The organism is Streptomyces sp. NPDC047000 (genome assembly GCF_040644295.1).
In the GTDB taxonomy this organism is placed as follows: domain Bacteria; phylum Actinomycetota; class Actinomycetes; order Streptomycetales; family Streptomycetaceae; genus Streptomyces.
In genome coordinates this window covers 1-26,524 of the sequence record NZ_JBEYWE010000013.1, presented here as the reverse complement: position 1 = coordinate 26,524, position 26,524 = coordinate 1, and the positions used below count along the sequence as shown (strand labels likewise).

27 protein-coding genes and 1 pseudogene are annotated in these 26,524 nt (G+C 72.4%); 11 read left to right on the top strand and 17 right to left on the bottom strand.

Annotated features, from left to right (window positions below):
• Positions 1-35: 35 nt before the first annotated feature.
• From ABZ862_RS21215 to ABZ862_RS21180, 8 genes are all read left to right on the top strand, one after another.
• Positions 36-896, top strand: a complete 861-nt coding sequence (locus ABZ862_RS21215) for an AraC family transcriptional regulator (RefSeq protein ID WP_360960267.1) — start codon at positions 36-38, stop codon at positions 894-896.
• A gap of 174 nt (positions 897-1,070) precedes the next feature.
• Positions 1,071-1,853, top strand: a complete 783-nt coding sequence (locus ABZ862_RS21210; protein WP_360960266.1) for an electron transfer flavoprotein subunit beta/FixA family protein — start codon at positions 1,071-1,073, stop codon at positions 1,851-1,853.
• On the top strand, positions 1,850-2,824 hold the full coding sequence (locus ABZ862_RS21205) for an electron transfer flavoprotein subunit alpha/FixB family protein (RefSeq protein ID WP_360960264.1): 975 nt from the start codon (positions 1,850-1,852) through the stop codon (positions 2,822-2,824). The genes ABZ862_RS21210 and ABZ862_RS21205 overlap by 4 nt, the downstream gene beginning before the upstream one ends.
• Positions 2,821-4,101, top strand: coding sequence for an FAD-dependent oxidoreductase (locus ABZ862_RS21200; protein WP_360960263.1), 1,281 nt, complete (start codon positions 2,821-2,823; stop codon positions 4,099-4,101). The genes ABZ862_RS21205 and ABZ862_RS21200 overlap by 4 nt, the downstream gene beginning before the upstream one ends.
• Entirely contained in the window at positions 4,098-4,394 is a 297-nt protein-coding gene (locus tag ABZ862_RS21195) for a ferredoxin (RefSeq protein ID WP_360960261.1), read from the top strand. Before ABZ862_RS21200 ends, ABZ862_RS21195 begins: the two co-directional genes overlap by 4 nt.
• Positions 4,395-4,499: 105 nt before the next feature.
• Positions 4,500-5,663, top strand: a complete 1,164-nt coding sequence (locus tag ABZ862_RS21190; protein WP_360960259.1) for an acyl-CoA dehydrogenase family protein — start codon at positions 4,500-4,502, stop codon at positions 5,661-5,663.
• A 62-nt stretch (positions 5,664-5,725) separates the two neighbouring features.
• Complete coding sequence (locus ABZ862_RS21185) at positions 5,726-6,574, top strand: SDR family NAD(P)-dependent oxidoreductase (protein WP_360960257.1); 849 nt, start codon at positions 5,726-5,728, stop codon at positions 6,572-6,574.
• 37 nt (positions 6,575-6,611) lie between these two features.
• Complete coding sequence (locus ABZ862_RS21180) at positions 6,612-7,418, top strand: enoyl-CoA hydratase/isomerase family protein (RefSeq protein ID WP_360960255.1); 807 nt, start codon at positions 6,612-6,614, stop codon at positions 7,416-7,418.
• 30 nt (positions 7,419-7,448) lie between these two features.
• Here ABZ862_RS21180 and ABZ862_RS21175 read toward each other — a convergent pair whose 3' ends face one another.
• From ABZ862_RS21175 to ABZ862_RS21165, 3 genes are all read right to left on the bottom strand, one after another.
• On the bottom strand, positions 7,449-7,946 hold the full coding sequence (locus ABZ862_RS21175; RefSeq protein WP_360960253.1) for a hypothetical protein: 498 nt from the start codon (positions 7,944-7,946) through the stop codon (positions 7,449-7,451).
• Between the two features lie 205 nt (positions 7,947-8,151).
• Positions 8,152-9,525 (bottom strand): N,N-dimethylformamidase beta subunit family domain-containing protein, encoded by a 1,374-nt coding sequence (locus ABZ862_RS21170; protein ID WP_360960563.1) that lies wholly within the window; start codon positions 9,523-9,525, stop codon positions 8,152-8,154.
• A gap of 423 nt (positions 9,526-9,948) precedes the next feature.
• Positions 9,949-10,791 (bottom strand): formate/nitrite transporter family protein, encoded by an 843-nt coding sequence (locus ABZ862_RS21165; RefSeq protein ID WP_360960561.1) that lies wholly within the window; start codon positions 10,789-10,791, stop codon positions 9,949-9,951.
• 290 nt (positions 10,792-11,081) lie between these two features.
• Here ABZ862_RS21165 and ABZ862_RS21160 point away from each other — a divergent pair, with 290 nt between their 5' ends.
• Positions 11,082-11,513, top strand: a complete 432-nt coding sequence (locus tag ABZ862_RS21160) for a universal stress protein (RefSeq protein ID WP_360960251.1) — start codon at positions 11,082-11,084, stop codon at positions 11,511-11,513.
• Between the two features lie 97 nt (positions 11,514-11,610).
• Here ABZ862_RS21160 and ABZ862_RS21155 read toward each other — a convergent pair whose 3' ends face one another.
• A complete protein-coding gene (locus ABZ862_RS21155) occupies positions 11,611-12,291 on the bottom strand; it encodes a TetR family transcriptional regulator (RefSeq protein WP_360960249.1) in 681 nt (226 codons plus the stop codon).
• A gap of 139 nt (positions 12,292-12,430) precedes the next feature.
• Here ABZ862_RS21155 and ABZ862_RS21150 point away from each other — a divergent pair, with 139 nt between their 5' ends.
• Positions 12,431-13,033 (top strand): isochorismatase family cysteine hydrolase, encoded by a 603-nt coding sequence (locus ABZ862_RS21150; protein ID WP_360960247.1) that lies wholly within the window; start codon positions 12,431-12,433, stop codon positions 13,031-13,033.
• Here the strand turns inward: ABZ862_RS21150 and ABZ862_RS21145 are convergent.
• The 8 genes and pseudogenes from ABZ862_RS21145 to ABZ862_RS21110 form a co-directional block, all read right to left on the bottom strand.
• Positions 12,999-13,541, bottom strand: a complete 543-nt coding sequence (locus tag ABZ862_RS21145) for a hypothetical protein (protein WP_360960245.1) — start codon at positions 13,539-13,541, stop codon at positions 12,999-13,001. The two genes, ABZ862_RS21150 and ABZ862_RS21145, sit on opposite strands and share 35 nt — an antisense overlap.
• 127 nt (positions 13,542-13,668) lie before the next feature.
• On the bottom strand, positions 13,669-14,637 hold the full coding sequence (locus ABZ862_RS21140) for a threo-3-hydroxy-L-aspartate ammonia-lyase (protein ID WP_360960243.1): 969 nt from the start codon (positions 14,635-14,637) through the stop codon (positions 13,669-13,671).
• Positions 14,638-14,742: 105 nt separating this feature from the next.
• Entirely contained in the window at positions 14,743-15,429 is a 687-nt protein-coding gene (locus ABZ862_RS21135) for a PAS domain-containing protein (protein ID WP_360960241.1), read from the bottom strand.
• Between the two features lie 197 nt (positions 15,430-15,626).
• Positions 15,627-16,109 (bottom strand): annotated as a pseudogene (locus ABZ862_RS21130) (methylmalonyl-CoA mutase family protein); the annotation flags it as partial.
• Positions 16,110-16,166: 57 nt separating this feature from the next.
• The gene (locus ABZ862_RS21125; RefSeq protein ID WP_360960239.1) at positions 16,167-17,093 is read right to left on the bottom strand and encodes a hypothetical protein; all 927 of its coding nucleotides are present in this window, start codon (positions 17,091-17,093) and stop codon (positions 16,167-16,169) included.
• Between the two features lie 279 nt (positions 17,094-17,372).
• A complete protein-coding gene (locus ABZ862_RS21120; protein WP_360960237.1) occupies positions 17,373-19,025 on the bottom strand; it encodes a hypothetical protein in 1,653 nt (550 codons plus the stop codon).
• A gap of 188 nt (positions 19,026-19,213) precedes the next feature.
• A complete protein-coding gene (locus ABZ862_RS21115; protein WP_360960235.1) occupies positions 19,214-20,440 on the bottom strand; it encodes a carbohydrate-binding protein in 1,227 nt (408 codons plus the stop codon).
• A 149-nt stretch (positions 20,441-20,589) separates the two neighbouring features.
• The gene (locus tag ABZ862_RS21110) at positions 20,590-21,291 is read right to left on the bottom strand and encodes a TetR/AcrR family transcriptional regulator (RefSeq protein ID WP_360960234.1); all 702 of its coding nucleotides are present in this window, start codon (positions 21,289-21,291) and stop codon (positions 20,590-20,592) included.
• Positions 21,292-21,552: 261 nt separating this feature from the next.
• Between ABZ862_RS21110 and ABZ862_RS21105 the strand changes: the two genes are divergently transcribed.
• Positions 21,553-22,626, top strand: coding sequence for a medium chain dehydrogenase/reductase family protein (locus ABZ862_RS21105; RefSeq protein ID WP_360960232.1), 1,074 nt, complete (start codon positions 21,553-21,555; stop codon positions 22,624-22,626).
• Between the two features lie 87 nt (positions 22,627-22,713).
• Here the strand turns inward: ABZ862_RS21105 and ABZ862_RS21100 are convergent, their stop codons facing one another.
• From ABZ862_RS21100 to ABZ862_RS21080, 5 genes are all read right to left on the bottom strand, one after another.
• Positions 22,714-23,373, bottom strand: a complete 660-nt coding sequence (locus ABZ862_RS21100; RefSeq protein WP_360960230.1) for a response regulator transcription factor — start codon at positions 23,371-23,373, stop codon at positions 22,714-22,716.
• A complete protein-coding gene (locus tag ABZ862_RS21095; protein ID WP_360960228.1) occupies positions 23,370-24,674 on the bottom strand; it encodes a histidine kinase in 1,305 nt (434 codons plus the stop codon). Before ABZ862_RS21095 ends, ABZ862_RS21100 begins: the two co-directional genes overlap by 4 nt.
• A complete protein-coding gene (locus ABZ862_RS21090) occupies positions 24,671-25,270 on the bottom strand; it encodes a hypothetical protein (protein ID WP_360960227.1) in 600 nt (199 codons plus the stop codon). Before ABZ862_RS21090 ends, ABZ862_RS21095 begins: the two co-directional genes overlap by 4 nt.
• 242 nt (positions 25,271-25,512) lie before the next feature.
• Positions 25,513-25,791: a GlsB/YeaQ/YmgE family stress response membrane protein gene (locus ABZ862_RS21085; RefSeq protein WP_360960225.1), complete on the bottom strand. Its 279-nt coding sequence runs from the start codon at positions 25,789-25,791 to the stop codon at positions 25,513-25,515.
• A 163-nt stretch (positions 25,792-25,954) separates the two neighbouring features.
• Positions 25,955-26,524, bottom strand: a 570-nt coding sequence (locus ABZ862_RS21080; protein ID WP_360960223.1) for an SDR family oxidoreductase, incomplete at its 5' end; no start/stop codon positions are given.

The window sequence follows — 26,524 nt, the reverse complement described above, 5'->3', positions numbered from 1 at the left end:
GCCCCCGGGGCCGTCCGGCTGCCTACGATCGGGTCATGTCCGACACGCGGCAGACGATCGGCCGGCTCGACGCCGTCCATCCCGAGCGCGCCGGTCTCGGTCTGTGCGTCGCGGCACTGCGGCCGACGGGCGGCTGCATGGACCGCGAGCGCGGAAGTCCCCTGCTCCGCGCGGACTTCCACGTCGTGCTGCTGTGCTCCGGCGGATCGGGTGACCAGCGGGTGGACCTGGCGCCCCATCACCACCGGCCCGGGTCGCTGCTGTGGATCCGCCCCGGCCAGGTCCACGAACGCCCGCCCGTGATCGAGGGGACGGCCGTCTGCTTCACCGACGACTTCCTGAGCGGCGAGACGCCGCCGCCGGCCGGACCGTCGTCGTGGCACTTCGGCCCGGCAGACCTGGGCGACGTACGGTCCCATCTCACGGTGCTCCAGGGCGAGTACCGGCGGTACGTGTCCGGACCGACGAGCAGCCGTCTGACCACCGGCGAGCAGATGCTCCGGCATCTGCTGCTGGCGCTGCTGATACGCGTCGAGCAGGTACCGCCGCTCGACGAGACCCGTCCCCTACCGCCCCACCCGGTGGCACGGGCCTTCGTCGAGATGGTCGAACGGTGCTTCCGCTCGATCCACACGGCCGAGGAGTACGCGGCTGTCCTCGGCTACTCCCCGAGGACCGTCGCGCGGGCGAGTGCCGAGGCCACCGGGCTGACGCCCAAACAGGTCATCGACGCCCGGCTGATACTGGAGAGCCGCCGCCTGCTCGCCTACACCGACCTGCCGGTCTGCGCGGTCGGCCACCGCCTCGGCTTCGAGGACGCCGCGAACTTCTGCCGCTTCTTCGCCCGGGCGACCGGCATGTCGCCCGGCACGTTCCGCGCCTCGCACCGCTGGTGAACCGGCGGCGCGAGGCGCGCGCCGCCGGGCCGTGTCCGTAACCGACCACGACCGGTCCGGATCCCACCATGGTCCGCCGCCTCCCGCACCCTCCTGCCGAGCAGGCTTCGAGGTGTCGGCCGGCGCCGCCGCAGCCCGCGGCGGACGGACCAGGACCGCGGTGAGGACAGTGCGTTGAGCAGAACAGTCGTGTGCGTCAAGTGGGTCGCCGACGAAGGCGAACTGAGGACCGATCCGGTCACGCTCGCCGTCGACGCCGGTCACGCACGCCGGAAGATCTGTGACTACGACCGCAACACCGTCGAGGCGGCCCGCGTCGCGGCCGCGGAGCAGGGCGGGGAACTCATCGGTCTGACCTTCGGCGGCCCGGACTCCGCGGGCGCGCTCAAGGACGTCCTCTCCCGCGGCGCGGACCGGGCCCTGCACGTGCTGGCCGACGGCACCGCCCGCGCCGACGGCCACGTCACCGCCCACGCCCTGGCCGCCGGGATCCGCCGGTTCGACGACGTCGGGCTGGTGCTGTGCACCGAGGGAGCCTCCGACACGTACGCCCACGAGACCGGCCCGCGGATCGCCGAGCTGCTCGGCTGGCCGGTCGTGACGAACGTCGGCGGCCTTACCGTGGACGGCCGGCGGCTGCGCGCCACCCGGGTCCTCGAACGGGAGACCGAGACGGTCGAGTGCGACCTGCCCGCCGTCGTGACCGTCGTACCGGAGATCGGTCCGGCGCCCGTCCCCGGCCTCAGGTCGGTGATCGCCGCGGGCCGCAAACCCACCGAACAGCTGCCCCTCGCGGATCTCGGCCTGCCGCCCGCGGCGACCACCGCACGCACCTCTGTGACCTCGCTGCTGGGCCGGACCGACCGGCGCCGGCACGTCCTCGTCGCCGACGGCGACGCGCACCGGAAGGTCGCCGCCCTGCTGACCGCCCTCGCCGAGGAAGGAGTGCTCCGATGACCTGCGCCTACGTCTTCTCCGAGGACGCGTCCCTGGCGGCCGGGCTGGTCACGGCCGCGACGGCCGTCGCCGACCGGGTGCACCTGGTCTGCCCCGGCACACCGCCCGGGACCCCGCCCGCCGGGGCGACCTCCGTCGTGGTGCTCGACGGCCCGCCCGGCACACCGCCCGGAAGCGGTGTCCGGCCCGAGGCGTACGCCCCCGCCCTCGCCCGGCTGGCCGGCGAACGGAACCCGGACGTCGTACTGATCGGTGCGACGGTGAGCGGCCGGGAGATCGCCGCCCGGGTGGCGGCCGCCCTCGGGCTCGCCCTGGTCAGCGAGGCCACGGCCCTCCGCACCCTGCCGGACGGCGGCTGGTCCGGCGAGCGCGTCACCTGGGCCGGGGCGGCCGTCCAGACCGAGACCTGGCAAGGACCGGCCGTCGTGACGATGGCCCCGGGCCACCACGTGGACCCCGCCCCCGCACCGGACCGGGACGCGGACGCCGTACCCGTCGAGACCGTCCCCGCGCAGACCGACACCCGGGTCCGTGTCGTCTCCCGCGCCGTCCGTGAGCGGGAGGCCGTCGACCTGGCGGACGCCGCCCGGATCGTCTGCGTCGGCATGGGCGCCGGCACGCTCGCCGACCTCGGCCTCGCCACCGACCTCGCCGACGCCCTCGGCGCGGAGCTGGCGTGCACGCGCCCCGTCGCGGAGGACCGCGAGTGGCTCGCCGCCGAACGGTACATCGGCATCTCCGGGGCCCGGGTACGGCCCGACCTCTATATCGGCCTCGGCGTCTCCGGGCAGGTCCAGCACACGGCCGGCATCCGCGACGCCAAGGTCGTGGTGGGGATCAACACCGACCCCGACGCGCCGCTGTCCGGGGCGAGCGACTACGCGGTGGTCGGCGACCTCCGTGAGATCGTGCCGCTGCTCACCGCCGAGATCCGCGCCGCCCGCGGCTCCCGCACCGGGCCGCGGTCATGAGCGCCGACGACGCCGTCGACGTCATCGTCGTCGGCGCGGGCCCGGCGGGAACCGCCTGCGCCTACCGGCTGGCACGGGCCGGCCGGAGCGTGGTCCTCGTCGAGCGCGGCTTTGCCCCGGGGTCGAAGAACGTCAGCGGCGGCCGTCTCTACACCTACGCGCTCGAACTGGTCGAGGCCGGTCTCACCCGCGAGGCACCGTGGGAACGGCGTGTCGTGCGCGAGCAGATGGTGCTGATGGACGCCGGGCGGTCGATGACCCTCTCGCTCGCCGGCACACCCGCCCCCGACGGCGCCCTGCCCGCCTCGGTCACCGTCCTGCGGGCCGGATTCGACGCCTGGTTCGCCCGGAAGGCCGAGGAGGCCGGGGTGCTCCTCGCCACGGGCATCCGGGTCGACTCCCTGCTGGAGGAGGACGGGCGGGTCACCGGCATCGTCGCCGGCGGCGAGGAGATGCGCGCCGGGGTCGTCGTCGCGGCCGACGGAGTCAACTCCCTGCTCGGGAGGCAGGCCGGTCCGGTCGGCGCGCCGTCCGCCCGCACGGTCGCCGTGGGAGTGAAGGAGACCGTCGCGCTCGACGCCGCGGTCATCGAGGACCGCTTCGCGGTGGCCCCCGGCGACGGCGCCGCCACCCTGATGCTCGGATGCACCCACGGCGTGCACGGGGGAGGGTTCCTGTACACCAACCGCGACAGCGTCTCGCTGGGGATCGTCGTCTCGCCCGAGCAGGTGGCCGCGTCGGGCCGCACGGTCCACACGATGCTCCAGGAGCTCAAGGCACACCCGGCGATCCGGCCGCTCGTCGACGGCGGCAGCACGGTGGAGTACTCCGCGCACCTGGTGCGTGAGGACGGCCTGCGCGGGGTCCCCGGCAGGCTGACCAGGGACGGCTTCCTGGTGACGGGCGAGGCCGCCGGGTTCGTGATGAACCTCGGACACACGGTACGGGGCATGGACCTCGCGCTCGTCTCCGGTGCGGCTGCGGCCGAGGCGATCGTGGCGGGCGGGGAACTCGAGCCCGCCTACCGCGCGGCCCTCGACCGCTCGGGTCTGACGTCCGCCATGAAGGCCGCCGACGGCCGCACCGGCCTGCTGGACGTCCAGCGCCTCTACGACGCCTACCCCGCGCTCGCCCTCGACGCCGCCGAGTCGCTGTTCACCGTGACGGCCGGCCGGCCCCGCCGGCTGCGTCACCGGGTCAGGGACGCGATGCGCGGCCGGAACGTACCGCTGCGCGCGGTGCTGCGCGACGGCGTCAGGGGGGTGAGGGCGCTGTGAACCCGGAAGACCGCCTCACCGCCGCCGCCCTGCTGGGCCGCGACACCTTCGACGTGGACGAGGAGGAGGCGCACATCGTCGTCGACCCGGCGATCTGCGCGACGTGCACCGGCAAGCCGTGCCTGTCCGTGTGTCCCGCACAGCTCTACGCGCTCGGCCCCGGCGGCGAGATGACGTTCGACCACGCCGGCTGCCTCGAATGCGGCACCTGCCGGGTGGTCTGCGTGACCGGCGGCATCGTGCGCTGGACCTACCCGCGCGGCACGTACGGCATCACCTACCGGTACGGGTAGCGGCCCCGGCCCCACGCCCGCACCCCCTCGACCCGCACACCCCCCGACCGGCACACCCGAAGAGCCGACGAGGTCTCGAACCGACGAGCCCTCGAGTCAAGGAGCATGACGATGTGGTATCTCACCGAGGACCGTGCGGCGATCCTCTCCAGCGTCAGGGAGTTCACCGAGAAGGAGGTGGCTCCGGCGGCCCTGGAGACCGACCGCAGCGGTGAGTTCCCGCTCACCCTGTTCCGGCGTGCCGGTGAACTCGGCCTCCTGGGGATCACCGTGCCCGAGGAGTACGGCGGTCTCGGCGCCGACCAGACGACCCAGGCACTGGTACTGGAGGAGATCGCCAGGAGCCTGCCCGTGCTGACCGTGGCGATGGGAGCGCACAGCCTGCTCGCCGGCGGCCTGATCGACATGCTCGGCACCCCCGCCCAGAAGAAGGAGTACCTCCTGCCCGCCGCCTCGGGGGAGATCATCCTGGCCTGCGGGTCCACCGAGGCCGTCGGCGGGGACAACCAGGCCGAGTTCAGCACCCGCGCCGTGCCCGACGGCGACGCGTGGGTCCTGAACGGGGGCAAGGTCCTCATCTCCAACATCGGGGTCGCCGACGTGTACGTCGTCGTCGCGGTCACCGCCGACCACGTCGACCCGGTCACCAAGGCCGGCCTGAGCGCCTTCCTCGTCCCGGCCGGCACACCGGGACTCGGCGTCGGCAGGCCCGAGCGCAAACTGGGCTGGCACGGCTCGGCGACCGGATCCCTCTCCTTCACCGGCTGCCGTGTCCCGAAGGAGAACCTGCTCGGTCCGCTCGGCGGCTGTCTGCAGGCGATGTTCGTCAGCGCGACCGCGGAGTTCCTCAGCTGCGGCCCCGTCAGCCTCGGCATCGCGGAGGGCGCGTACGCCATGGCGCTCGCCCACAGCCTGCAGCGCGAACAGCAGGGACAGTCGCTCTTCGACCGGTTCCAGGTGACCCGGCACAAGCTGGTCCGGATGTACGGCGAGATCGAGTCGCTGCGCGCCCTCGTCTACTCCACCTACGCCGAGCGCGACCGCGGCGGCCTGTGCCTCGCCGAGGGACGCCTGCTCAAGGTCAAGGGCGCGGAGGTCGCGGAGTACGTCGCACGCGAGGCCATCCAGCTGTACGGCGGCCTCGGCACCGTCGTCGACACCGGCGTCGAGCGGTACTGGCGCGACGCCAAGGTCATGGCGATCGGAGGCGCCTCGGTGGAGGCCCTCATGGACGTCATCGCGGCCCTCGTCAAGCGTCAGCACACCTGACGGCCGGCCGGCGCCGCCCCCAGCGTTCAAGCGTCGCCCCTCAACGTTCAAAGGAGAACGTCATGCAGGACTACGGCAGCAAAGTCGTCGCCGTCACCGGCGCGGCCAACGGCATCGGCCGGGAACTCGCCCGGCGGTTCGCCGCCGCGGGAGCCGGGCTGGCCCTCGCCGACATCGACGCCGACCACCTCGAGGCCCTGCGCACCGAACTGACCGCGGGCGGCACGGACGTCCTCACCGCGGTGTTCGACGTGCGCGACGCCGAGGCCATGGAGGACTTCGCCCGCCGGACCTACGACGTCTACGGCGCGGTCGACCTGTTCTTCAACAACGCCGGCGTCATCTCGGTGGGCACGGTCTGGGAGCAGCCCCTGGCGGACTGGGACTGGCTGCTCGACGTGAACGTCAAGGGGCTGGTGCACGGCATCAAGGCGTTCGTGCCCAGGATGATCGCGCAGAACACCCCGTGCCGGATCGTCGACACCGCCTCGATCGCCGGACTCCTCGCGGTGGAGAACTCCCCGGCGTACGTCGCCAGCAAGTTCGCGGCCCTGTCGCTGACCGAGGTGCTCGACCTCCAGCTCCAGGCCGCCGGCTCCAAGGTCACGGCGCACGTGGTGTGCCCCGGCGTGGTGCGGACCGACCTGGACAACTGCCTGCGCCACCGTGACCCCGGTAGGTACGACCCGGACGACCCGTACTACAAGACCGACGACCACCGCTCCCGGTTCGCCGTCGTCACCCGGTCGATACCGGTCGGCATGCCGGTGGACGAAGCGGTGACCGTCGTCGTCGACGAACTGGAGAAGGGCACCTTCTGCATCTTCACCCACCCGATGTACAACCCCGCGGTCACCGGCCGGACCGCCGCCCTCGTCGCGGGCTCCCGGCCGGCCCGCGTGGCACGCTGACCCGCTCCACCGGCCACCACAACGGAAGACGGCTGCTGTGTACCCGTACGAGAAGAAGTACGACCACGTCGTGACCACCGAGAAGGACGGCCACATCGCGACGATCACCTTCGACTGCCCGCAGAACATGAACCGCCTGTGCGAGCAGGTGATCGACGAGTTCGGTGCCGCGCTGGACGACGCCCACTGGGACGACGAGATCCGCGTCGTCGTCCTGCGGGGCAACGGCCCGGTGTCCTTCGGCCCCGGTGACCTCGACATCATCAGGACCAAACTGGCGAAGAACCTGACCGCCGCCCGCGAGGTCATGTTCGAGATCGCGGGCCTGATCAAGAAGATGTACACGATCCCGGTGCCGGTCATCGGCCTGGCCGAGGGAGCGTGCCTGGGCGGCGGCTGCAACCTGCTGCTGTCCAGCGACATCGTCATCGCCTCGGAATCGGCCTATTTCCACGAACTGTTCGTGGACTACGCCCTCACCCCGGACACCGGCGGCCTGTGGGCCCTGCAACGGCTGGTCGGCCCGATGCGCGCCAAGGCCATCTGCATGCAGGGCGAGCCGGTCCCGGCGAAGGAGGCGGCCGGCCTCGGCATGGTCTACCAGGTGGTCCCGGACGGCTCCGCCCACGAACAGGCCCTGGCCCTGGCCGCGAAGATCGCCGCGAAGTCGCCGGTGGGCGTCAACCACATCAAGCAGATATCCAACCGCCTGCACGACTACTCGATGGACACCTACTTCCAGGTCGAGGGCGACTACCTCGCCCTGGGCGCGCTGAGCGCCGACTTCCAGGAGACGAACACCGCGGCCGCGCAGAAACGGAAGCCCGTCTACAAGGGGTACTGAGTTCCGTCCCCGGCGGCGGCTGCCCGCGGCTCAGCAGCCGCCGCAGTTGTAGTACAGGACGTCCCAGTGGCTTCCCTCGTCGGTGTAGACGTTGCCGGCACCCGACGTCCACATCGGGTAACCGTCGCCCCGCAGACCGGAGTAGCTGAAGGTGTTCTTGATGTAGTTCCCCACGCAGGTGTACTTGCTGAGGTCGAGCTTGTAGCCGTTCCAGTGGGAGTACGTGCCGGAGGCGTGCCCGGTCTCGGTGCCGCCGGTGATGTTCAGGGCGCAGCCGCTGGCCTGCTTGAGGGTCTGGGCGCCCTGCGCGGTGGCGAGGTTGAGCTGCTCGAAGGACGTACAGGTCGCGTTGTTGCGGTCGGTGCAGTTGCCGGACGAGGACCAGGTGATGCCCGCGTCGCCGAACATCTGGGCGGCGGCGGCCTGACTGAGCTTGGTGACGGCGAAGGCGTCGGTGGCGGTGCCGACGACCGCGACACCGGGCGCCACGACCAGGGCGAGAGCGGTCAGCGCGGAACGGACCTTCATGGGGGCCTCCTGCGTAGGGCCGTGCATCGGGCGGGGCGGCTGTGCAGGTGGTGCCGTGCGATGATGCCAGAGTTCTACGCGCGTCCGCCAGAGGGCGCCCCCGGGCCCGGGGGCACAGGGGAACCACCCTCGGAAGACCCTCAGCGGCCCGTGAACCCCGGCGGGCGGCGCGCCCGGCCCGCCGTCCGTGACGCGCTGGACTCCTTCACGCCGTGCCCTTGTACACCTCCGTCAGATTGGGGCGGGGCGCGGGCCGGTGACGGGCGGCGGGACCCGCCGCGAAGGCGCGCAGCAGGTTCTCCGTCGTGCGGGTGACGAACATCCGGGTCCGGGCGTCCATCCCGTGGTCACGGCCACCACCGGGGGACCCGGCCGTCAGGGCCTCCACCCACCGCATGGTGCCGGTCGCGAAGACCCCCGCGCCGCTCCCCACGGTGTAGTACGCCGAATCGCTGCTGCTGCGGCGCCCGTTGCACACCACGGGGGAGTGGGCCGTTATCTCCAGAAGACCGGGGACCGGGGCGCCCGGGGTGACGCGGTCGTACTCCACACCGACCAGATGACCGAATCCGTCGCCGGGGCGTACGCCGGTTCCCTCGTGGAGCCAGTGGTCCGCGGTGTGGACGACGTAGGGCGCGTCCGTGGGGAAACCTTCGTAGAGCACACCCGTCAGCGACGACTCCGGGTCGGCCGCGGGCGGGCTGCGGAAGTCCGCCGTCACCAGGGAGGGCCGGGTGGCGTAGCAGGGGTCGGCCCGGAACGAGGACTTGTAGCAGACCACGGTCCGCCCGGGACCCGACCCGTCCTGTCCCCCTCCTTCCAGGCGGATCCGGCGGAAGCAGGTGTTGGCGCCGAGGAAGGCCACGTTGGTACCGGTGTCCCGGGCCCGGGTGACATGCGCACGCTGCTCGGGGGTCCAGTACTCGTCGTGGCCGAGGCAGACGATGGCGGCCGCCCCGCGCAGCACCGACGGGTCGCGGTGCACGTCCGTCCCGGTGGTGTAGGCGAGGGGGATGCCGAGCCGTTCCGCGAGGACGACGGCCGCCCGCTCGTACACCAGGAACTTCTCCGCGCCGCCGGCGTCGTAGGGCCGGTCGAAGCTCACGGCGAGCGACCTGTCGGCGTACGCCCCCGTGGGGCCCTCGTAGAGGCTGTGGCCGCCCCACCGGTTGTAGGCCTGCCAGGTGGCGGGCGCGTGCATCAGCACCGTGCGCCCCGTGCCCCGCGCGGAGCGCACGATCAGCGGGGCATGGCGCTGGTGGCCGTCCTCCGTGTCGAGCCGCAGCAGGTAAGCGCCCTCCGGCCAGCCCGCCGTGTCCAGCGGCAGGGTGCGCCGCCAGTCCGCGCGGACCGTGCGCGTGGTGGCCAGGACGTACGGCTCCGGCTGGACCCGGCCCGGTGTGCGCCCGGACGACCACACGAGCCGGGCCTCGGCCCCTCCGTACCAGCCGACCCGGAAGGCCGAGACCCGGAACGACGAGGCGGTCGTCGAGACGTACAGACCGCACTCCTCGCCGGGCGCCACGCTCACCCGGTCGGTGTACCCCATGACGGCCGTCGGGGGACCTTGCGACCGGATGCGCCATCCGGGTGTCCCCGGGCGGTCCCGTTCCGCCTCGGGCCGGGACGCTGCGACGCCCGCGCGCCGGTCACGGGCGGCGGGATCCGGGGGGCCGCAGGCACCGGCCGCCGCCGAGACGAGCCCGGCGCCCGCGCACGCCTCCAGGACGGTTCTGCGGGACGGCCCCGGTGCCTGTCCCGTCCGGTGCTCCGCTCCGTGCCGCGGTGTCGTCTGCCTGCCGGGGCCCACATCGCCTCCCGTACGTCCGGCTCGCGCGTCCCGCCCCGCCGGCCAGCGTCGCACGGTACGGCCTCCCCGCACACCCGGGCACGACGCGCGGGGCCGCCACGGCCGCGACCGTCACGGCCGGGCCCGGCGGACCGGGAACGCCGAGGCGCCGGCGACAGGAGTGTCGCCGGCGCCGTTCGTGGACCGGGGGTGTCAGACCTTGGCCGGGGTGTGGGGGGCGGTGGTGTCCCCGTCGGGGACGGAAGGCGCGGCGGGAGCCTTGCCCAGCACCGTACGGGCGCCGTCGTTCGCGAACCAGTACGCCGCGGCCACCAGCACCGCACCGCCCACGATGTTGCCCGGGACCGTGAAGGCGAGGCTGCGGGCGAGGTCGGCGACCGACGCCTGGCCGTTGACGATGCCGAGCGAGAACACCGCCATGTTGGCGACGCTGTGCTCGAAGCCGCTGGAGACGAACGCGAACACCGGCCACCACACCATGGCGGCCTTGGCCCCGTCGCCGGTCGCCCGGGTGTACATCCACACGGCCAGGCACACCAGCATGTTGCAGAGCACGGCCCGCGAGAAGAGCTGTCCGCCCGACTCGGCGTTCTTCGCGGCCACCAGGCTGCCCAGCAGGGTGGACGCGGGACCCGTCTTGAGGGTTCCGGCCGCGCCCACGACCAGTGCGAAGAACACGGCGCCCATCAGGTTGCCGACCAGCGACATCACCCAGATCCGCGCCAGGTCCATCCAGTTGGTCCGGCGGCTGAGCACGCCGAACGTCATGGTCATGCACTGACTGGTGAACAGATCGGCGCCGGCGAAGAGCACCATGAGCAGGGCGACGGGGAACACCGCGCCCTCGATGAGCTTGACGGCACCCGAATGTGCCGCGTCGAGCGGGCCCCCGACGCTGAGCATCAGGACCTCACCGAGACCGATGTAGACACCGGCGAGCATCGCGGAGACCAGGTAACGGGCCGGGGAACGGACCAGCCGGGACTTCTTGACGGCCAGATCTGCGGATTCGCTGATGGCGGCGGGAATTGTCATTGGCACGCTGTCGAGGCTATGCGCGGCCTCCGCGGCCCTACGCATGAGATGGTCCTGAGTCTGAGGGCCCCTCGGACCCTGACCCGCGGGCCTCGGGGTCCGGGTTGCCCGGGCCGGTCGGCACGCACCGGCCGCCGTGGCGGCGCGGGGCGCCGGTACCTGTCCGTAAAACGCCCATCGGATCCGGGAAGGCATCGGCGGTTCCCGTTGTTGATCTCCGCGACGCCGCCTGCCGGCGTCACCGATCGGCATGACGGCCTGCGGGCCGTCTCCTAGGGGAAGAAGCATCCATGTTCCAGCGCATTCTGGTCGCCGTCGATCCCAGTCCCGCCCGGCACTCCGCCGTCCGGCTGGCCGGTGAGATGGCCCAGGTGGGGGGCGCGGACGTACGCGTCCTGCATGTCGCCGCGTCCGCGGTGAACATCGCCGCGGTGGTCCAGCTCGAGAACGAGACCCAGGCGCAGGCCGTCCTCGACGAGGCGGTGACCGCCCTGCGGGACAAGGGGATCAAGACCGAGGGGACTCTGGTCAGCGCCCTGACGACCCAGATAGCCGCCACGATCTCCGAGACGGCCGCCGAGTTCGGCGCCGACCTCATCGTCCTGAGCCCCCATCACCGCGGCACGCTGGAGGCGCTGTTCAACCCGCGGGTCAGCGACGCCGTGGCGCACACCAGCCGTACGGCCGTCCTGCTGGCGCCGGAGGAACCGGCGCAGGCCTGATCACCGGCCCCGTCCTCCGGCCCGGCCCGTGGGGCCGGGCCGGAGGACGGGGCGCACCGGCTCGCCGGGAGAGCGGCGCGGGGTTGCCCGGTGCCTGTCACGTCCGGTCGCCGTCGCCCGGCTCCTCCAGGAGAGCGCGCAGGGCCGACCGGAGCAGCGGTGCCAGTTCCCGGGGGCCCGCGTCACTCAGCGGCTGGACGGCGACGGCGGAACGCAGCACCGCCATGCCGACGCCCAGCGCGACGACCAGCTGGGACCGCAGCTGCCGCTCCGCCGCGTCCGCGGCATCTGCGGCATCTGCGGTGTCCGGCGCATCCGCCGTGTCCGACGTGTCCGTCGCGGGAGGGCCCGCGGACTCGGCGATGCGGCGGGCGAAGGCTTCGAGGGCCGACCGTCGCATCCCGGCCAGCACGGTGTCGTGGGGATCCCGCAGCAGCATCAGCACCGGGTGCTCGCCGAACTCCGGCCAGGCGTCGGCCGAGAACTGCCGGGCCAGGACCTCGGCCAGCCGGTCGGCACCCGCCGGGAAGCCGCCGTCCGCGTCCAGAAAACGGTCGTTGGCGGTGAGCGCGGCCTTGAACAGCCCTTCCTTCGAGCCGAAGTAGCGCTTGACGAGGGCGACATTGACCCCGGCCTCGTTCGCCACGTCGCGCAGGGTGGTCCGCTCGTAGCCCAGCCGGATGAAGCGGCTGTGCGCGGCGGTCAGCAGGGCCTCGCGGGTGGCGGAGGCGTCCCTGCGCGGTCCCGCGCCCGCGTCCCGCACCGTCTTCGCGTCCATCGTCCCAACCTAACGCCCCACCGGGCTTGTAATCGGTTGTTGACTTGCGGCGGACGGCATCCTAGGGTCCGCGGTAATCGCTTGTTGACATGGCTGTCGGCTGACGTTCCACGCAGACGGTCCACGCGGAAGGTGAGAAGTGAGCGACAGTGCCCTGCTGGTCATGGACGTCCAGAACGTCATCGTCGAGCGGTACGCCGACACGGCGTATCTGGACCGGCTGAGGACGGCCGTCGGGGCGGCCAGAGCGGCGGACCTGCCGGTGATCCATGTCGTGGTGGGCTTCCGGCCGGGACGCGCCGAGATCCACCCACGGAACAAGATGTTCGGCGCCCTCGCCCACCGGCCCGCCGTGCCCGGAGAGGAACAGGCCAACGCGATCCACGCCGCTGTCGCGCCCCTGCCCGCGGAACCCGTCGTCGTCAAACGCCGTGTCAGCGGCTTCTCCGGCAGCGACCTGGACATGCTGCTCCGTGCGAGGGGCATCGGCCACCTCGTCCTCGCGGGCATCGCCACCGGCGGTGTGGTGCTGTCCACCGTGCGCCAGGCGGCGGACCTCGACTACCGCCTGACGGTCCTGTCGGACGCGTGCACGGACTCCGATCCCGAGGTCCACCGCGTCCTGACGGAGAAGGTCTTCCCGCAGCAGGCGGACGTCGTACGGGTGGAGGAGTGGGTGGCCGGAACGGCCGGCCGGACGCCGCCGGTCAGTCCTGGTCCGCCGCGGCCAGAGCCTCGGTGATCAGACGGGTCGCGAAGAGGCGGTCGTCGGCGATCCGGTTGACGTGTTCCGCCAGCAGCACGGCCGTCGCCTCCAGAGGGTTCATCTCGGCCTCGGTCCAGTCTCCGTGCTGCGCCCGCCACAGATTGGGGCTCAGGCCCGTGCCCGCCGCGACCAGCAGACCGGCCATGGTGGGGATGACCTCGGGGCGGAAGGTCTTGCGCATCACGCGCATGCTGCCCACGAGGGCCGGCACCGAGTACTCGATGACGTCCTTGCCGTGGTCCTCGCAGGCCGCCCGCAGCCACGTCATGAGCGTGTAGATGAGCGTGCACGTGCCGTCCAGTAGATCGTCGAGTCCCGTGGGGCCGAGGGACGCGGCGAACTGGTCGACCATCTGCTGCCGCGCGGGGTCGGGATCGGTGCCGGTGCTGCTGTCGTAGACGGACTTGAGCCGGGAGTCGACCATCATGAGGGCCGCGCCCACGTCGCCGACGGGAGCGTACCGGGGGTCACAGGGCGACGGCACAGGACTTCTCCTCACATGACCACGACGGGTGGCGGTGCATGTCCGTACGGTAGACGGTCCGCCGCCCGGGGGCGGACGGACCGGGACGCATCGCGGCGGGTGCCCGTGCGCCGTCGGTCACCGCCGTTCAGGCGCCGACGAGTTCCGCGAAGCGCCGCGCGTCGATGTTCCCGCCGGACGCGATGACGCCGATCCGTCGTGCGGGGGCGCCGAGGCGCCCGTTCAGCAGGGCGGCCAGGCCGGTGGCGCCGCTCGGTTCGAGGACGATCTTCAGCCGTTCGAAGGCGAACCGCATGGCTTCGACGATCTCGTCGTCGCTGACGAGAGTGACGGCGTCGACCAGGCGCTGGTTGACGGGGAAGGTGAGGGCGCCGGGGGTGGCCACGGCCTGGCCGTCGGCGATCGTACGGGGTACGGGGACGGTGATCCGCCGGCCGCTCTCCAGCGAGCGCCTGGTGTCGTCGCCCGCCTCGGGCTCGACGCCGACGACCCGTATGCCGGGGTGGAGCGCGGTGGCGGCGATGGCGCTGCCTGCGATGAGACCGCCGCCGCCGACGGGGACGACGAGCGCGTCGAGCGCGCCCGTCTCCTCGAGGAGTTCGAGGGCGGCGGTGCCCTGTCCGGCGATGACGTCGGGATGGTCGTAGGGCGCGACGAGGGCCAGGCCGCGTTCGGCGGCGAGGGACTCGGCGAGGGCGGCGCGGTCCTGGGTGTAGCGGTCGTAGGTGACGATCTCCGCGCCGTATCCGGCGGTGGCCTCCGCCTTGGAGCGGGGCGCGTCCGCGGGCATGACGATGACCGCGGTGGTGCCGAGTTCACGGGCGGCCAGGGCGGTGGCCTGGGCGTGGTTGCCGGAGGAGTAGGCCACGACGCCCCTGGCCCGCTGCCCGGCGGACAGCCGTGCCACGGCGTTGTAGGCGCCGCGGAACTTGAAGGCGCCGACGCGCTGGAAGTTCTCGCACTTGACGAAGACCTCGGCGCCCGTCAGGGCGTTCAGGGTGCGTGAGGTGAGGACGGGGGTGCGGTGGGCGACGCCGGTCAGACGTGCGGCGGCCTCGCGGACCTCGTCGAAGGACACGGGCAGTGCGGCGGTCATGGGGAACCCTTCGGGGCGGTGGGAGATCCGGCCGGGAGCTTGCGGTGGTGCCGGTCCGCCGGTCACCGGCCGGCAGGGTGCGCGGGGCGGGGGGTGTGGGGGCCCTCACTTGGTGTAGTTGTAGACCGTCGCCCTGGACACGCCGAGCAGGTCGGCGATGGTCTGCGCGGCGTCCCGGGAGTCGAAGTAGCCGTCGTGGTGCAGTTGCCGCACGAGTTCCTTCTTGTCCTTCCGGTTCAGCGACCGCGGGGTGCCGGCGCGCTCGGCCGCCAGGGCCTCGACGACGTGGCGCAGCTCGCGGGCGGTCCGGTCGCGCAGTGTCTCCAGAGGCCGGTCGCGGTGCTCGGTGCCGGTGGCGACCAGGTTGGCCAGGGCGAGGGCGACCGGGGAGAGCATGGAGACGTCGAGGTTCAGGCACAGGGCGGCGACGTAGTCACCGGCCGCGTTCCTGATGCCGATGGAGGTGCTCTTGGCCGGCCGGCCGTCGGGAAACCGGTTGGGATAGTTCTGGACGACGTCCGGATACCGCGGGTCGGCGATCCGGGCCAGCCCCAGTTCGGTCGCGGGGTCCCCGGTCCGGCGTCCGGAGAGGTTGTTCTCGATGGCCCGGACCGCGTGTTCCGGGTCCCGCAGATCGTGCAGGACCACCTCGCACAGTCCGGGGAACATCCGGCCCACGGCGACGGCGATCTTCTCCGCCTCGCGGACGAGGTGCTCGTCCGGATCCGCGGCCGCGGGCGGTGAGCCGCCGGTGAACGGTTCCTGGTCCGGGGTGTGCGCCGGGTGGTCCATGTGTCCTCTCCCGCGGAGGGTCCGGCGGGGTGCGCCGGGGAACGGCCGGGCGTTCGCGGTCCGGTGGGGCCGCCCGTTCCCGAACCTAGCCGGAACCTAGGTGGAATGTCCATCCTTGGACCAGAAATCCAAAAGTCGGGTCGGCCCGGCCGCGTGCCACCGGGGGCACCCGAGCCGCCCGTGTTCCCGGCCGCCGGTCACACGTTTCCCCGGTACCGGCCGCCGACCTCGAGGAACGACTCGGTGATCTGCTGAAGTGAGCACACGCGGGCGGCGGCCATGAGGACCTCGAAGACGTTGTCGCCGCTGACCGCCGCCTCCTTGAACCGGGCGAGCGCCTTCTCGCTCTCCGCGTGATGGGCGGCCCGGAAGTCACGGACGCGCCGCAGCCGCGACTGCTTCTCCGCGGAGGTGACGCGGGCGGGGCCGGGTTCGGTGGGCCGGGCGCCGGACTCGGGGCGGCGGAACGCGTTCACGCCGATGATGGGCAGCGTGCCCTCGTGCTTGCGCTGCTCGTACAGCATCGACTCGTCCTGGATGCGCCCGCGCCGACAGCCGGTTTCCGTGGCGCCGAGCACACCACCGGTCTCGTTGATCCGGCCGAACCCGGTGAGGACGGCCTCCTCGACGAGATCGGTGAGCTGGTCGAGGACGAAGGAGCCCTGGAGCGGGTTCTCGTCCGGATGACGAGCGCAGGTGACGTGTCGTGGTCGACGGAGGGGTGTCCGGTACAGGGTTCAGACCCGGGTCGGGGCGAAGTAGGTGCTGATCCAGGCGCTGCCCGAGGGATCGACGGCGATCATGGATGTCGCCCCGTCCGGCTTGCGGAAGTAGTAGGTGCGGGTGGCGCCGGTCTGGCCGAGCATGCTGGTCACCGTGTCGGCGGGGACGGCGGTGAGGACGGCGCGGGCTTCCGCGAGGTAGGCGTCGACCAGGAGGTTCATACCCTGCGCGTCGTTCGGGGGCGATGCGGATCCCAGAACGAGGTGTTTGAACACGTGGCTGATCAGGGCGTGGGACGCGACGAAGTTCAGGTCCTGTGCGCGACTTTGCACGGTCTTGGCGAACTCCGGCCGGTGTGTCTGCCAGTCGGAGCGCGTGCCCAGTGCGAGGGGACGCGCCGAGGCCGCGGAGGGCGTGGCGCCGGCCAGACCGCGCAGACCGTCGATGCGCTGAGGATGCTGCTGGGGGTCGTAGGGCTGCCCCAGCGCCTGTGCGGCGGCGATGTAGACCCCGTGCAGCTGGACGAACTCCTGGACGCTCGCGGGCTGGTGCCGGTCGGCGAAGCCCGTGGCGTCGGCGAGGATGCCGGGACTTCCCAGCACGATGCCCTGGTTCCTGGCCGTGCCGTGGTAGGCGAGCAGTGCGATCTGCGCCGGTGTGTCGGTGTAGCGCCGGGCGTCGAGTCGCAGCGCGGTGCGGATGTCCGTCACCCCGGCCAGCTCGCTGTCGAGCGTGATGCGCAGCCTCTTGGCCGTCCTGATCGCGCCCGCGTCGTCCGTCAGCAGGCTGTCCAGGTCGCCGGCGGTGCGGAGCGAGTCGAGGAACGCCGGATGGGCCTGGAAAGCGACGGCGTTCGGGCCCGTCACCCGCCACAACGGCTCCTCGACCGCGACGCCCGCTTTCAGACGGGTCAGATCATCTCTGAGCTCTTCCCACGGCATATGGTGTCTCCCCCTGGTTCCTGCAGTTCACCGCAGACACCTCCACGGCACGCCGGGCCCGTGCGGCTGCCGTCCCAGCTTGCCGCCGCGCGGCCGGGTCCCGCCAGCCTGTCAGGGGGGCGTGCGGAAGCGCGAAGAGCGCAGAGGGACGAGCGGAGAGCATGCGCCGGATCACCGGGAGCGGCAGCGTCCCGGTACGGCAGGCGTGCGGCCGGGACGGACGAGGGCCGCGGGTGGCGCGCGGGAGCGGCACCCGCGAGGCGGGCCCGGCCCCGCCCGTCACAGCAGCCCGCCCAGTGGCAGGACGCGCTCGGCGAGCTGCCCGCGCAGTCTTCCCCCGGCGACGTCGGCCTCGGCTTCGGCCAGCCACCCGGCGCCGACCAGCAGTTCGGCGTGCTCGGCGACCTGGCCGGGCGTCACACCGCAGAACGCGGCGGCCCGGTCGAGGGACAGCCCGTCGTCACCGGGGTGTCCGAGGTGTCCCTCGAGGCGCGCGTGGGCGGCGGTGTACAGGGCCAGGAGCCGGGGCGCGGCACCGAGCTTCTTCTTGCGGAGCTTCCGGTCGCCCACGACCTTCTGGGCCCAGCCCGAGATCCTGGCGCGCGTGGTCTTGCCGAATCCGAACGGGCGGGGTCGGTCGGGCAGCAGCGTGGGGACGGTGACGGCGGTGGGATCCTCGGGCCGGGAGGCCAGTGCGTCGGACGTGGTGCCGGGCAGCCGCAGCCAGTCGGCCTCCGCCAGCCGCTGGAGCACCGGTTCGGCGTCGTCCTGGAGCCAGCCGGTCAGGTCCTGGCCGGTGACGTTCCCGGTGCCGGCGCGTGCGGCCCGCAGGGTGAGCATGAGGACGGCGAGGCGCACCTCCGCCTCGGGGTGCGGTGAGTGGACGGCGACGTGGTCCAGCACGGCGCGGGCGTGCTCGGCCTGACCACGGGTCAGCAGCCGCTCCACTCCGTCGCCGGCCCCCAGACCGACCCGGTTGGCGTGCATCTCGAGGGTGGTCTGCGCGGCCTGCTCGGCACGCTGCGCCTCGTCGCGCAGGGAGGCGTCGCCGCTCACGTCGGCCCACGTCGCGAACGCGCGCGCCTTGCGCTCGTGGAGCCCGGCGAGGAGGGTGAGGTCGGGTTCGGGGCGCTTCTGGTAGGCGCGGAAGGCGTCTCCGAGCTCGATGAGCTCCAGGCGCAGGACGTCGGGTTCGAGGTCGTACGGCACGATCCGCTGGGCGATCTTTCCCCACCGCCTCGCCCGCCGGGGTGCCCTGCCCGGCGAGGCGGCCCGGGCGCGCGGCAGTGCCGCCGGCCCGGGGGACGGCTCGGGGGAGGACTCGGGAGGCAGGGGCGCCGGGGCAGCGGCAGCAGCGGAGGGAGCATGATCGGAGAACACCGCCGCCATACCGTTCCCCACCGGGCCGCCCGCGGGCTCCGCGGCCCGGTGCTCCCTCGCCGGGTCCGCCCCGGCCGGGCCGCCGCGAGCCGGGAGCGGCGCGGTGGCCAGGACGCGGCAGCCGGGTGTGGCCGCCGCGCAGCGCGCGCACGTCTCCGCGATCCGCCACAGTCTTCCCGCGCGGTCCGCGTACAGCGTCAGAACCACCGGGCCCCCGCACCGCACGGCTCCTGCCGCCGCGTGGACCCCGCCGCGCCGGCCGACGCCGGGGTCGGCGGTGTGCCATGCGCAGTCGGCGGCACGGCAGGCGCACCACGCCTCGCCGTGCGGTCCGCCGCCCGCACCGACGTGCGCCAGATGCGAGTTGACGTGCCCCACCGCGGCCCTGCGCCCCGCGGCCGTGCCCTCGGGAATGCGCTGATCGGCGCACGCCGGGCGGGAACACGAGAGCCTCACCGCTCCGGCGGAGGGCGGGCCGCAGGGATCCAGACGCACCACCCACACCCGCCCCGTGACACGCTCGCCGTGCTGCGCGCCGATCTCCACCACCATGTAGGTGCCTCCCACTGATCGCCTGATCTGTTCCCCCGGGTGGTCCCATCATCGGGGATACCGCCCCCTCGACCTGCGGCTGAACGGGGATTTCACCTCGGCGCGTCCTGTTAGAACATGAATGCGATCAGTCGGTGCGGTGGCCGGTCCGGCGGGGCTGCCCCCGCCGGACCGGCCGCGTCAGTTCGTCAGCAGGCGCCTTCGTCCTGCCAGGGGCCCCAGTCCGTGGCGGCGGGCGCCTCGTTCTGGGTCCACCACTTGGCCTTCCAGTTGTGGCTGTTGTAGGAGACCTCGTCGCCCGCGACATAGACGGAGGCCGACTTCCACGCCGTCTTGCAGCCGGTGGCCGGACCGCTGGGGGTGGGGGTCGGAGTGGGGGTGGGAGTCGGTGTCGAGGAGGGCGGGGTGGCTCCGGCGAACTTCACCGAGTACTTCGCGTAGTCCCAGGAGTTCTGCGTCACGCTGGAGCAGGTCCCGGACGTCCGCCCGCCGTTGTCGGCCGGAGTGCACTGGCGGTCACGGTTCAGGGACCAGAAGGTGAACCGGTCCATGTTGTGGCCCGTGGCATAGTCGAGCACGGTCTGGAAGTCGGCCTGGGTGAAGTACTCGCCGGTGTCGCTGCGGCCGTTCATCCCGGAGAAGCCCTCGTGGGCGTAGGCGGTCGCCTGGTCCCAGCCGAACGTGGACTGCAGGATCGCGTTGAAGTTGGTGAGCGCGCCGGTCTGTGACGCGGCCCCGTTGAAGCCGCCGTCGAACGGCATGATGGAGAAGTTGTTCGGCGTGAACCCCTGCGACTTCGCCTCCAGCAGCATCTGCTTGCCGAACCAGCCGGTCCCGTCCGCAGTGCCGGCCGTGGTGACCGAGACGTAGAGGCCCGGGTTGTTCTGCTGGAGGATCTTCGCGGCACCGATCTCGTTCTTGATCGCCGCGGTGTTCTCGTACTCCGGCTCCTCCAGGTCGAAGTCGATCGCGTGCAGCCCGTACTTGGTGATGACCTGCTGGTACGCGGCCGCGGTGGATGCGGCGTCGGCGCAGGTCTGGCCCAGCTTGGTGCCGCCGTAGCCGCCGATCGAGACGGAGACGTCGCCGCCCTTGGCGCGGATCGTGCTGATCACCGACTGGACGGCGGTGTCGGAGGAGACGGGCGCCGTGCCGCCCCAGGTGGGGGAACAGCCGCCGCCGCTGGGGGCGAGGACGAACGCCAGCTGGAAGGCCTTGAGACCGGTGGCGTCCATGATGGCGGCCGGGTCCGGCGGGTCGTTGTCGAGCGGCATCAGGTAGGGGGCGGCCGCGTACCACCGGTTGCTCAGCGCGGTGGTGGCGCCCGAGGCGTCACCCGCGACGAGCGCGGCTGTTCCGGCGGCCGCGAGGGTGACGGCGACCGCCGCACCCAGGCATGCGCGTAGAGGTCTCACTGGTGCCTCCAGAGAAGTGGGGGGAGGGATCCAGCTTGATCGCTCTGACGGGACCGCGTCAATAGATTGGCCTAGACCACGCACTATTTTTGGACTAGACCAACGAGGGGCTCCGCCCGGGGCGGACGGCCCGGGGCCCACCGGCCCGTTCAGTTGCCGGGCGGCCTCAGGGACCGCAGGGCGCTGTCGATCTCCAGATCGATCAACCGCTGGGCCTCGACCGTCTGATGGTCGAACACGCCGGTCAGTTCGAGGCTCACGATCCCGTGGACCCGCGTCCAGATCAGCACGGCGGCGCGGGCCACTCCTGGTCCGGTGTCCGGCCGCTCCTGCGAGCGGGCCCACTGCCGCAACTGCCCGTCCAGCGTGCGGTCACCGCTGGTGCTGTCGGCGGGCGCGGTACCCTCGACGGCGACCAGCAGGTCCACGAGCAGCGCCATCGCCTCGTCCAGCGGAGTCCGCGCGGTGACCTCGCCGGGCAGGTCGCCGGCCCGCTCGCCGAACAGCATCCCGTAGCGCCGCCGGTGCCGCAGCGCCCAGTCGCGGTACGCGGTGACCACCAGCCGCACCCGGGTGCGCGGTGCCTTCCTGCTGCCCTGGGTGGCCTGGCTCATCGCCGCCGCGAGTTGCCGGTAGGACAGTGTCACCAGGTGCGCCACCAGCGCGTCCCGTGAGGGGAAGTAGCGGTAGACCGCCGGCGCGGACATCGCCATCCGCCGGGCCAGCGCCGCGATCGACAGCGCCTGTGCGCCCTCCGCGTCGATGATCGCGAACGACTCGTCCTCGATCTCCCGGAGGGTCTGGGCCCGCAGGCGCTCACGTCTGCTCACGGTTCGCGTCTCGTCGGTCACCGTCACACTGTAACGAACCATGTGGATGCTGACGGTCCCGATCGCGTGCTACGGGCAGTAACGCACCCCTTCGCCCGCCCCTGCGCCGCCTGCTTGTACCTGGTCGAGGCCGCAGCCCTGATCCGTTCCGCGGTCCGGCTCCCATGCAACGTGCCTCCCTGCGGTGCGAGTTAAGCATTGACACTGAACGACAGGTGCATGCATTGTTACGACCATTAACAGAGTGACGACAAGTCGCACCGATCTGAGGGGCACCTGGCCATGACTGAGACGAACTCCACCGGCGAGGCCACCGTGACCGCCACCGAAGTGCTGCTGCCGGGCAAGGTCGCACCGTCCGGCCTGCGGCTGGTCCGGCGCGCACTGCCGCCGCCCGCCGCCGGCCAGGCCCTGGTGCGGGTGGAGTCGACCGCCCTGTCCTTCGCCGAGAGCGCGATGCGCCGGGGCCGCTACTACGGCCAGCCCGCCTTCCCGTTCGTGCCCGGCTACGACCTCGTCGGCGTCGTCGAGGCCGTCGGCCCCGGAGCGGACCGCGCGCTGCTCGGCCGGCGGGTCGCCGCGCTGACCAGGACCGGCGGCTGGACCACCGCCGCCCTGCTGCCCGCCGCCGACCTGGTGGAGGTCCCCGACGGGATCAGTGCCGACGAGGCGGAGACACTCGTGGTGAACGGGCTGACCGCGTACCAGATGCTCCACCGCAGCGCGAAGGTACAGGCAGGGCAGACCGTCCTCGTACTGGGCGTCAGCGGCGGAGTGGGCACCGTCCTCGCCCAGCTCGCCCGGCACGCAGGCGCCCGCGTGATCGGCACCGCCCACCCGCGCCATCACGAGGCGCTGCGCGCGCAGCAGGTGGAGCCGGTCGACTACCGTGACCCCGACCTGGCCGCCCGCGTGCGGGAGTTGGCCCCCACCGGTGTGGACGCCGTGTTCGACCACCTCGGGGGTGCGAGCGTCACCCTCTCCTACCGACTGCTCAACCGCACCGGCACGCTGGTCTCCTACAGCATCGCGGCAGCACTCGACGACACCAGGCCCGTGCTGCTCGACTTCCTGCCGCTGCTGGCCAGGCTGACGTTCTGGAACCACCTGCCCACGCGCAGGCACGCGAGTTTCTACGACGTCTGGGCGGGAGCGGGCAAGCCCGGCTCGGCCAGGCGGGAGGCGTTCCGGGCCCGGATGCGCACCGACCTCGCCGAGGTCTTCGACCTGCTGCGCACCGGCCGGCTCACCGCGATGATCGCCGCCCGCTTCCCGCTGACCGAGGTCGCCGAGGCCATGGAACTGGCGGAATCCTCCGGCCGGCCGGCCCTCGGAAAGATCATCCTCGTGCCCTGAACCTCCCGCAGACCACCGGGAGGCCAGGACGCCGGTCCCGCGGGAGGGGCGGGCCCCGGCGGCCGCACCGCCTCGGGACGGCGAGGCTCAGGGAGGGTTGTCCCCGGGTACGACGACGCCTGTCTCGTACGCGTACACGACAGCCTGCACCCGGTCCCGCAGCCCGAGCTTGTTCAGCACCCGTGACACATGGGTCTTCACCGTCGCCTCGCCGACGAACAGCTTGCCGGCGATCTCGGCGTTGCTGGCTCCGCCGGCCACCAGGCGCAGGATCTGCTCCTCCCGCTCGGTCAGCCGGCCGAGCAGATCCGGCCGCTGCGCGGCGGCCGGCCGGGCCACGAACTGGTCGAACAGCCGTCGGGTCAGCTCCGGTGCCAGCAGCGCGTCGCCGCGTGCGACCACCCGGACCGCGCTGATCAGATCCTCCGGCGAGGCGTTCTTGAGCAGGAAGCCGCCGGCGCCGGCCTGCAGGGCCCGGAACAGGTAGTCCTCCCGGTTGAACGTCGTCAGGACGAGCACCGCGCAGTCACCCGCGGCCACGATCTGCCGGGTGGCCTCGAGGCCGTCGAGTCCTGGCATCTGGACGTCCATCAGCACCAGGTCGGGTCGCAGCGAGCGGGCCAGATCGACGGCCCGGTCCCCGTCCGAGGCCTCGCCGACGACCTCGAAGTCGTCCTCGCTCTGCAGGATCATCCGGATGCCCCCGCGGATGAGCTTCTGGTCGTCCGCCAGCAGGATCCTGGTCATGACGAGCGGAACCGGGCCCGGACGGCATAGCCGCGATCGTCCGGACCGACCTGGAGCGTGCCGTCGTGCAGCGCCACCCGCTCGCGCATCCCGATGTGCCCCAGACCGCCGCGGGTCCGTCCGTCTCCCGTGCGCCGCGGCTCCTGCCCACCCTGCGCGGAGAGTACCGCCGCCTCGCGGCCGACGGCAGCACGTCCGTCGTCGGCCACGGTCAGCTCCACCGTCGCGGCGCGGTAGGCCAGCGTGACGTCCACCCTCGACGCGCCCGCGTGCCGCACCGTGTTGGTCAGGGCCTCCTGCGTGATCCGGTACAGCGAGATGGACAGCGACCGGGGAAGTCCGCGCGGTTCGCCGTCCACCGTGTAGGTGGTGCGGAGGGCGCCGCGGACTCCCGCCACCAGCGCGGGGAGTTGCTCGACGCCCGCGGCCGTCACCGCCTCCACCGGCTGCCGTCCGTCACGCAGGACCCCGAGAAGACGGTGCATCTCCTCGACCGCGTCCCGGCCGGCGGACTCGATGGACAGCAGAGCGCCTTCGGCGGCCGCGGGGTCGCGGGTCAGCACGAGCCGGGCGGCACCCGCCTGTACACCCATGACACTCACATGGTGTGCGACGACGTCATGGAGTTCGCGGGCGATGCGCAGCCGCTCGGCGATGACGGCGTGGTGTGCGTTCTCGTCGCGCTCGGTCTGCAGTTCACGGTTCCGCTCGGCGAGCTCCGCCCGCCGGCGGGTCTGCAGCCAGGCGGTGTTCCCGATGAGCCAGGCACCCGCGACGAAGAGGAGGTTCGTGCCGACCGCGTAGAGGGTGAAGGCGGTGGGCACCGACAGCGGGCCGGAGCCGCGCGCATGTGCCAGACCGTTCAGCGTCAGCCAGGTGTCCGCGTTCAGTGCGAACGCGAGGCAGGCGGACAGCAGGACGACGACCACGATCCGTACGGCGGTCGCGCGGCGCCGGTCACGGCTCCAGGCGCCGGCGGTGAAAAGGGCGACGCACAGGCAGACCGAACTCGCCGCGAAGTCGCCGACGTACCGCAGTTGCAGGCCGATGAACGCCGCCGTGCAGATCGTGAGCACCGTCAGCGGGAAGCGGCGCCGGAAGCAGAGCGGTAAGCCCACCGCGAGCGCCCACAGCAACTCCTCGCCCCGGCCGGGGCGCAGGGAGCCGGGGTCGACGCCGGCGCTGCGCGACAGCACGGTGCTCACGGCCACGCCGGCCGTCAGCAGGATGCCGGCCGCGAGGTCCCGGCGCCGCTGCCGGCCGGTCGGCAGCGGCCTTGTCCACTGCGGCCCGGTAGTCATGATCGGACACGGTAGCTCAGGCGCACCCACACGGCCGCACAGGCGAGGGCGCCGCAGATGAACACGGTGAGCGAGAGGGACTGTGACCAGCCCAGGAGCGTGGCGCAGGCGGTGAAGTCCACCTTGGTCAGGTCGTACTCCGGCAGCGGGGTGAACGCGGCCTGCACGAACTGCAGCAGGGGGTCGGCGGCGAAGACGGCGACCAGCGGAGTCAGCACCGGGCGCCACCGCCGGCCGGCCCGTCGGCGAAGCAGCACCAGTGACCAGGTGACGATCTGCGTGACCAGGACGCCGCCCAGCGTGACAGCGGCCTTCGCGGGCTTGCCCATTCCTGTGGCATCGAAGTGGTTGCAGCCGAACCCGGCCGGTTCGCAGTGCAGTCGGTACGAGGCGTCGTGGTCGCCGGCGAGCCACGCGACAGCGGTGTGGCCCAGTTCATGGATGTTCAGGGCGATGAACATGCCCAGCAGGGCGGTGAGGACGACGACGCCGATCCGCCGTGCCCGGCGCCCCGGCCCGCGCCGCTCCGCCGGGGTCGGCCCGGACGGTGGAGAGGCGGCGTAACGGCCGGACGGTATACGGGTGTTGCTGGTCATCCGGTCTCCCCGGGACGAGGTGTCGCCGCCGGGTCCCCGGCGCCGCCGCGACGCTATCCGCGGCCGGTACCCGACGTCGTCAGCCGCGGTGCGGACCGCACGGGTAGCCCGCGCGGGGGATGACACCGGGCGGCGGGTCGCCCTGGGGCAGGGAGCCCGCTCGCCGTCACACACCAGCGGCTCCCGCCCCGCGGAGGGGGCCGGAGCCGCTCTGGTGGGATCGGTGGGACGCCGTCAGGGGGTCACGCGTGACGGTGCGAGTGCCGGTTTCCCGTGAAGACCCGGTAGAGGGCGAGCAGGATGAGCGAGCCGACGATGGCGGCGATCCAGGTGGAGAGGTCGAAGAAGCCGTCGATCGAGTCGACGCCGAAGATGACCTTGCCGAGCCAGCCGCCGAGCAGACCGCCGACGATGCCGATGAGCATGGTGACGATGATGCCGCCGGGGTCCTTGCCCGGCATCAGGGCCTTGGCGATGGCGCCGGCGAGCAGGCCGATGATGATCCAAGCGATGATGCCCATGGTGGTCTCCGCTTCGTCGTGTAAGGACTGTGTCAGTTCATCGGATGCTCCGTTCGCGCCCGAACGAACATCTCTTTCGGGTCACGGTTCCGTGTGCTTTCCGTTAATTGTCGGTTGGACGCCGGTTCCCGGCGACGATCTCCCGTTCAGGACGGCCCTGTGCTCAGACGCTGTAGCCGCCGTCCACCCCGAGTGCCTGTCCGGTGATGAACCCGGCGCGGTCGGAGGCGAGGAACGCGACCGCCTCCGCGATGTCCTGGGCGCTTCCGAAGCGGCGCAGCGGGATGTTGCGCCGGGTGACGGCGAGGGCGTCCTCGTCCAGTTCGCCGGTGCTGATGAGGCGGCCCGCGATGCCGTCCGTGAGCATGCCGGGGGCGACGCAGTTCACGCGGACGCCGTACCGTCCCTCCTCGGCGGCCAGTGCTCGTGCCACCGCCTCGACCGCTCCCTTGGTGCCGGAGGAGAGTCCGTCGCGGACCGGGAAGCGCCGGGTGGCGACGGTCGTCACGGCGATCACATTGCCCCGGTTCTCCCGCAGCAGGGGCAGGGCGGGGTGGACGAGGTTGAAGAACGCCACCGCGTCGGCTTCCAGTTGGGCCCGGTACTGACCGGGTGTCACCTGGCTGAGGTGTCTCATCGGGACGTGCGGTCCGGCCGCGTAGACGAGGGTGTGCAGGCCGCCGAGGTCCGCCGCGGCGTCGCGGACGGCCCGCGCGGTCGCCTCCTCGTCGGT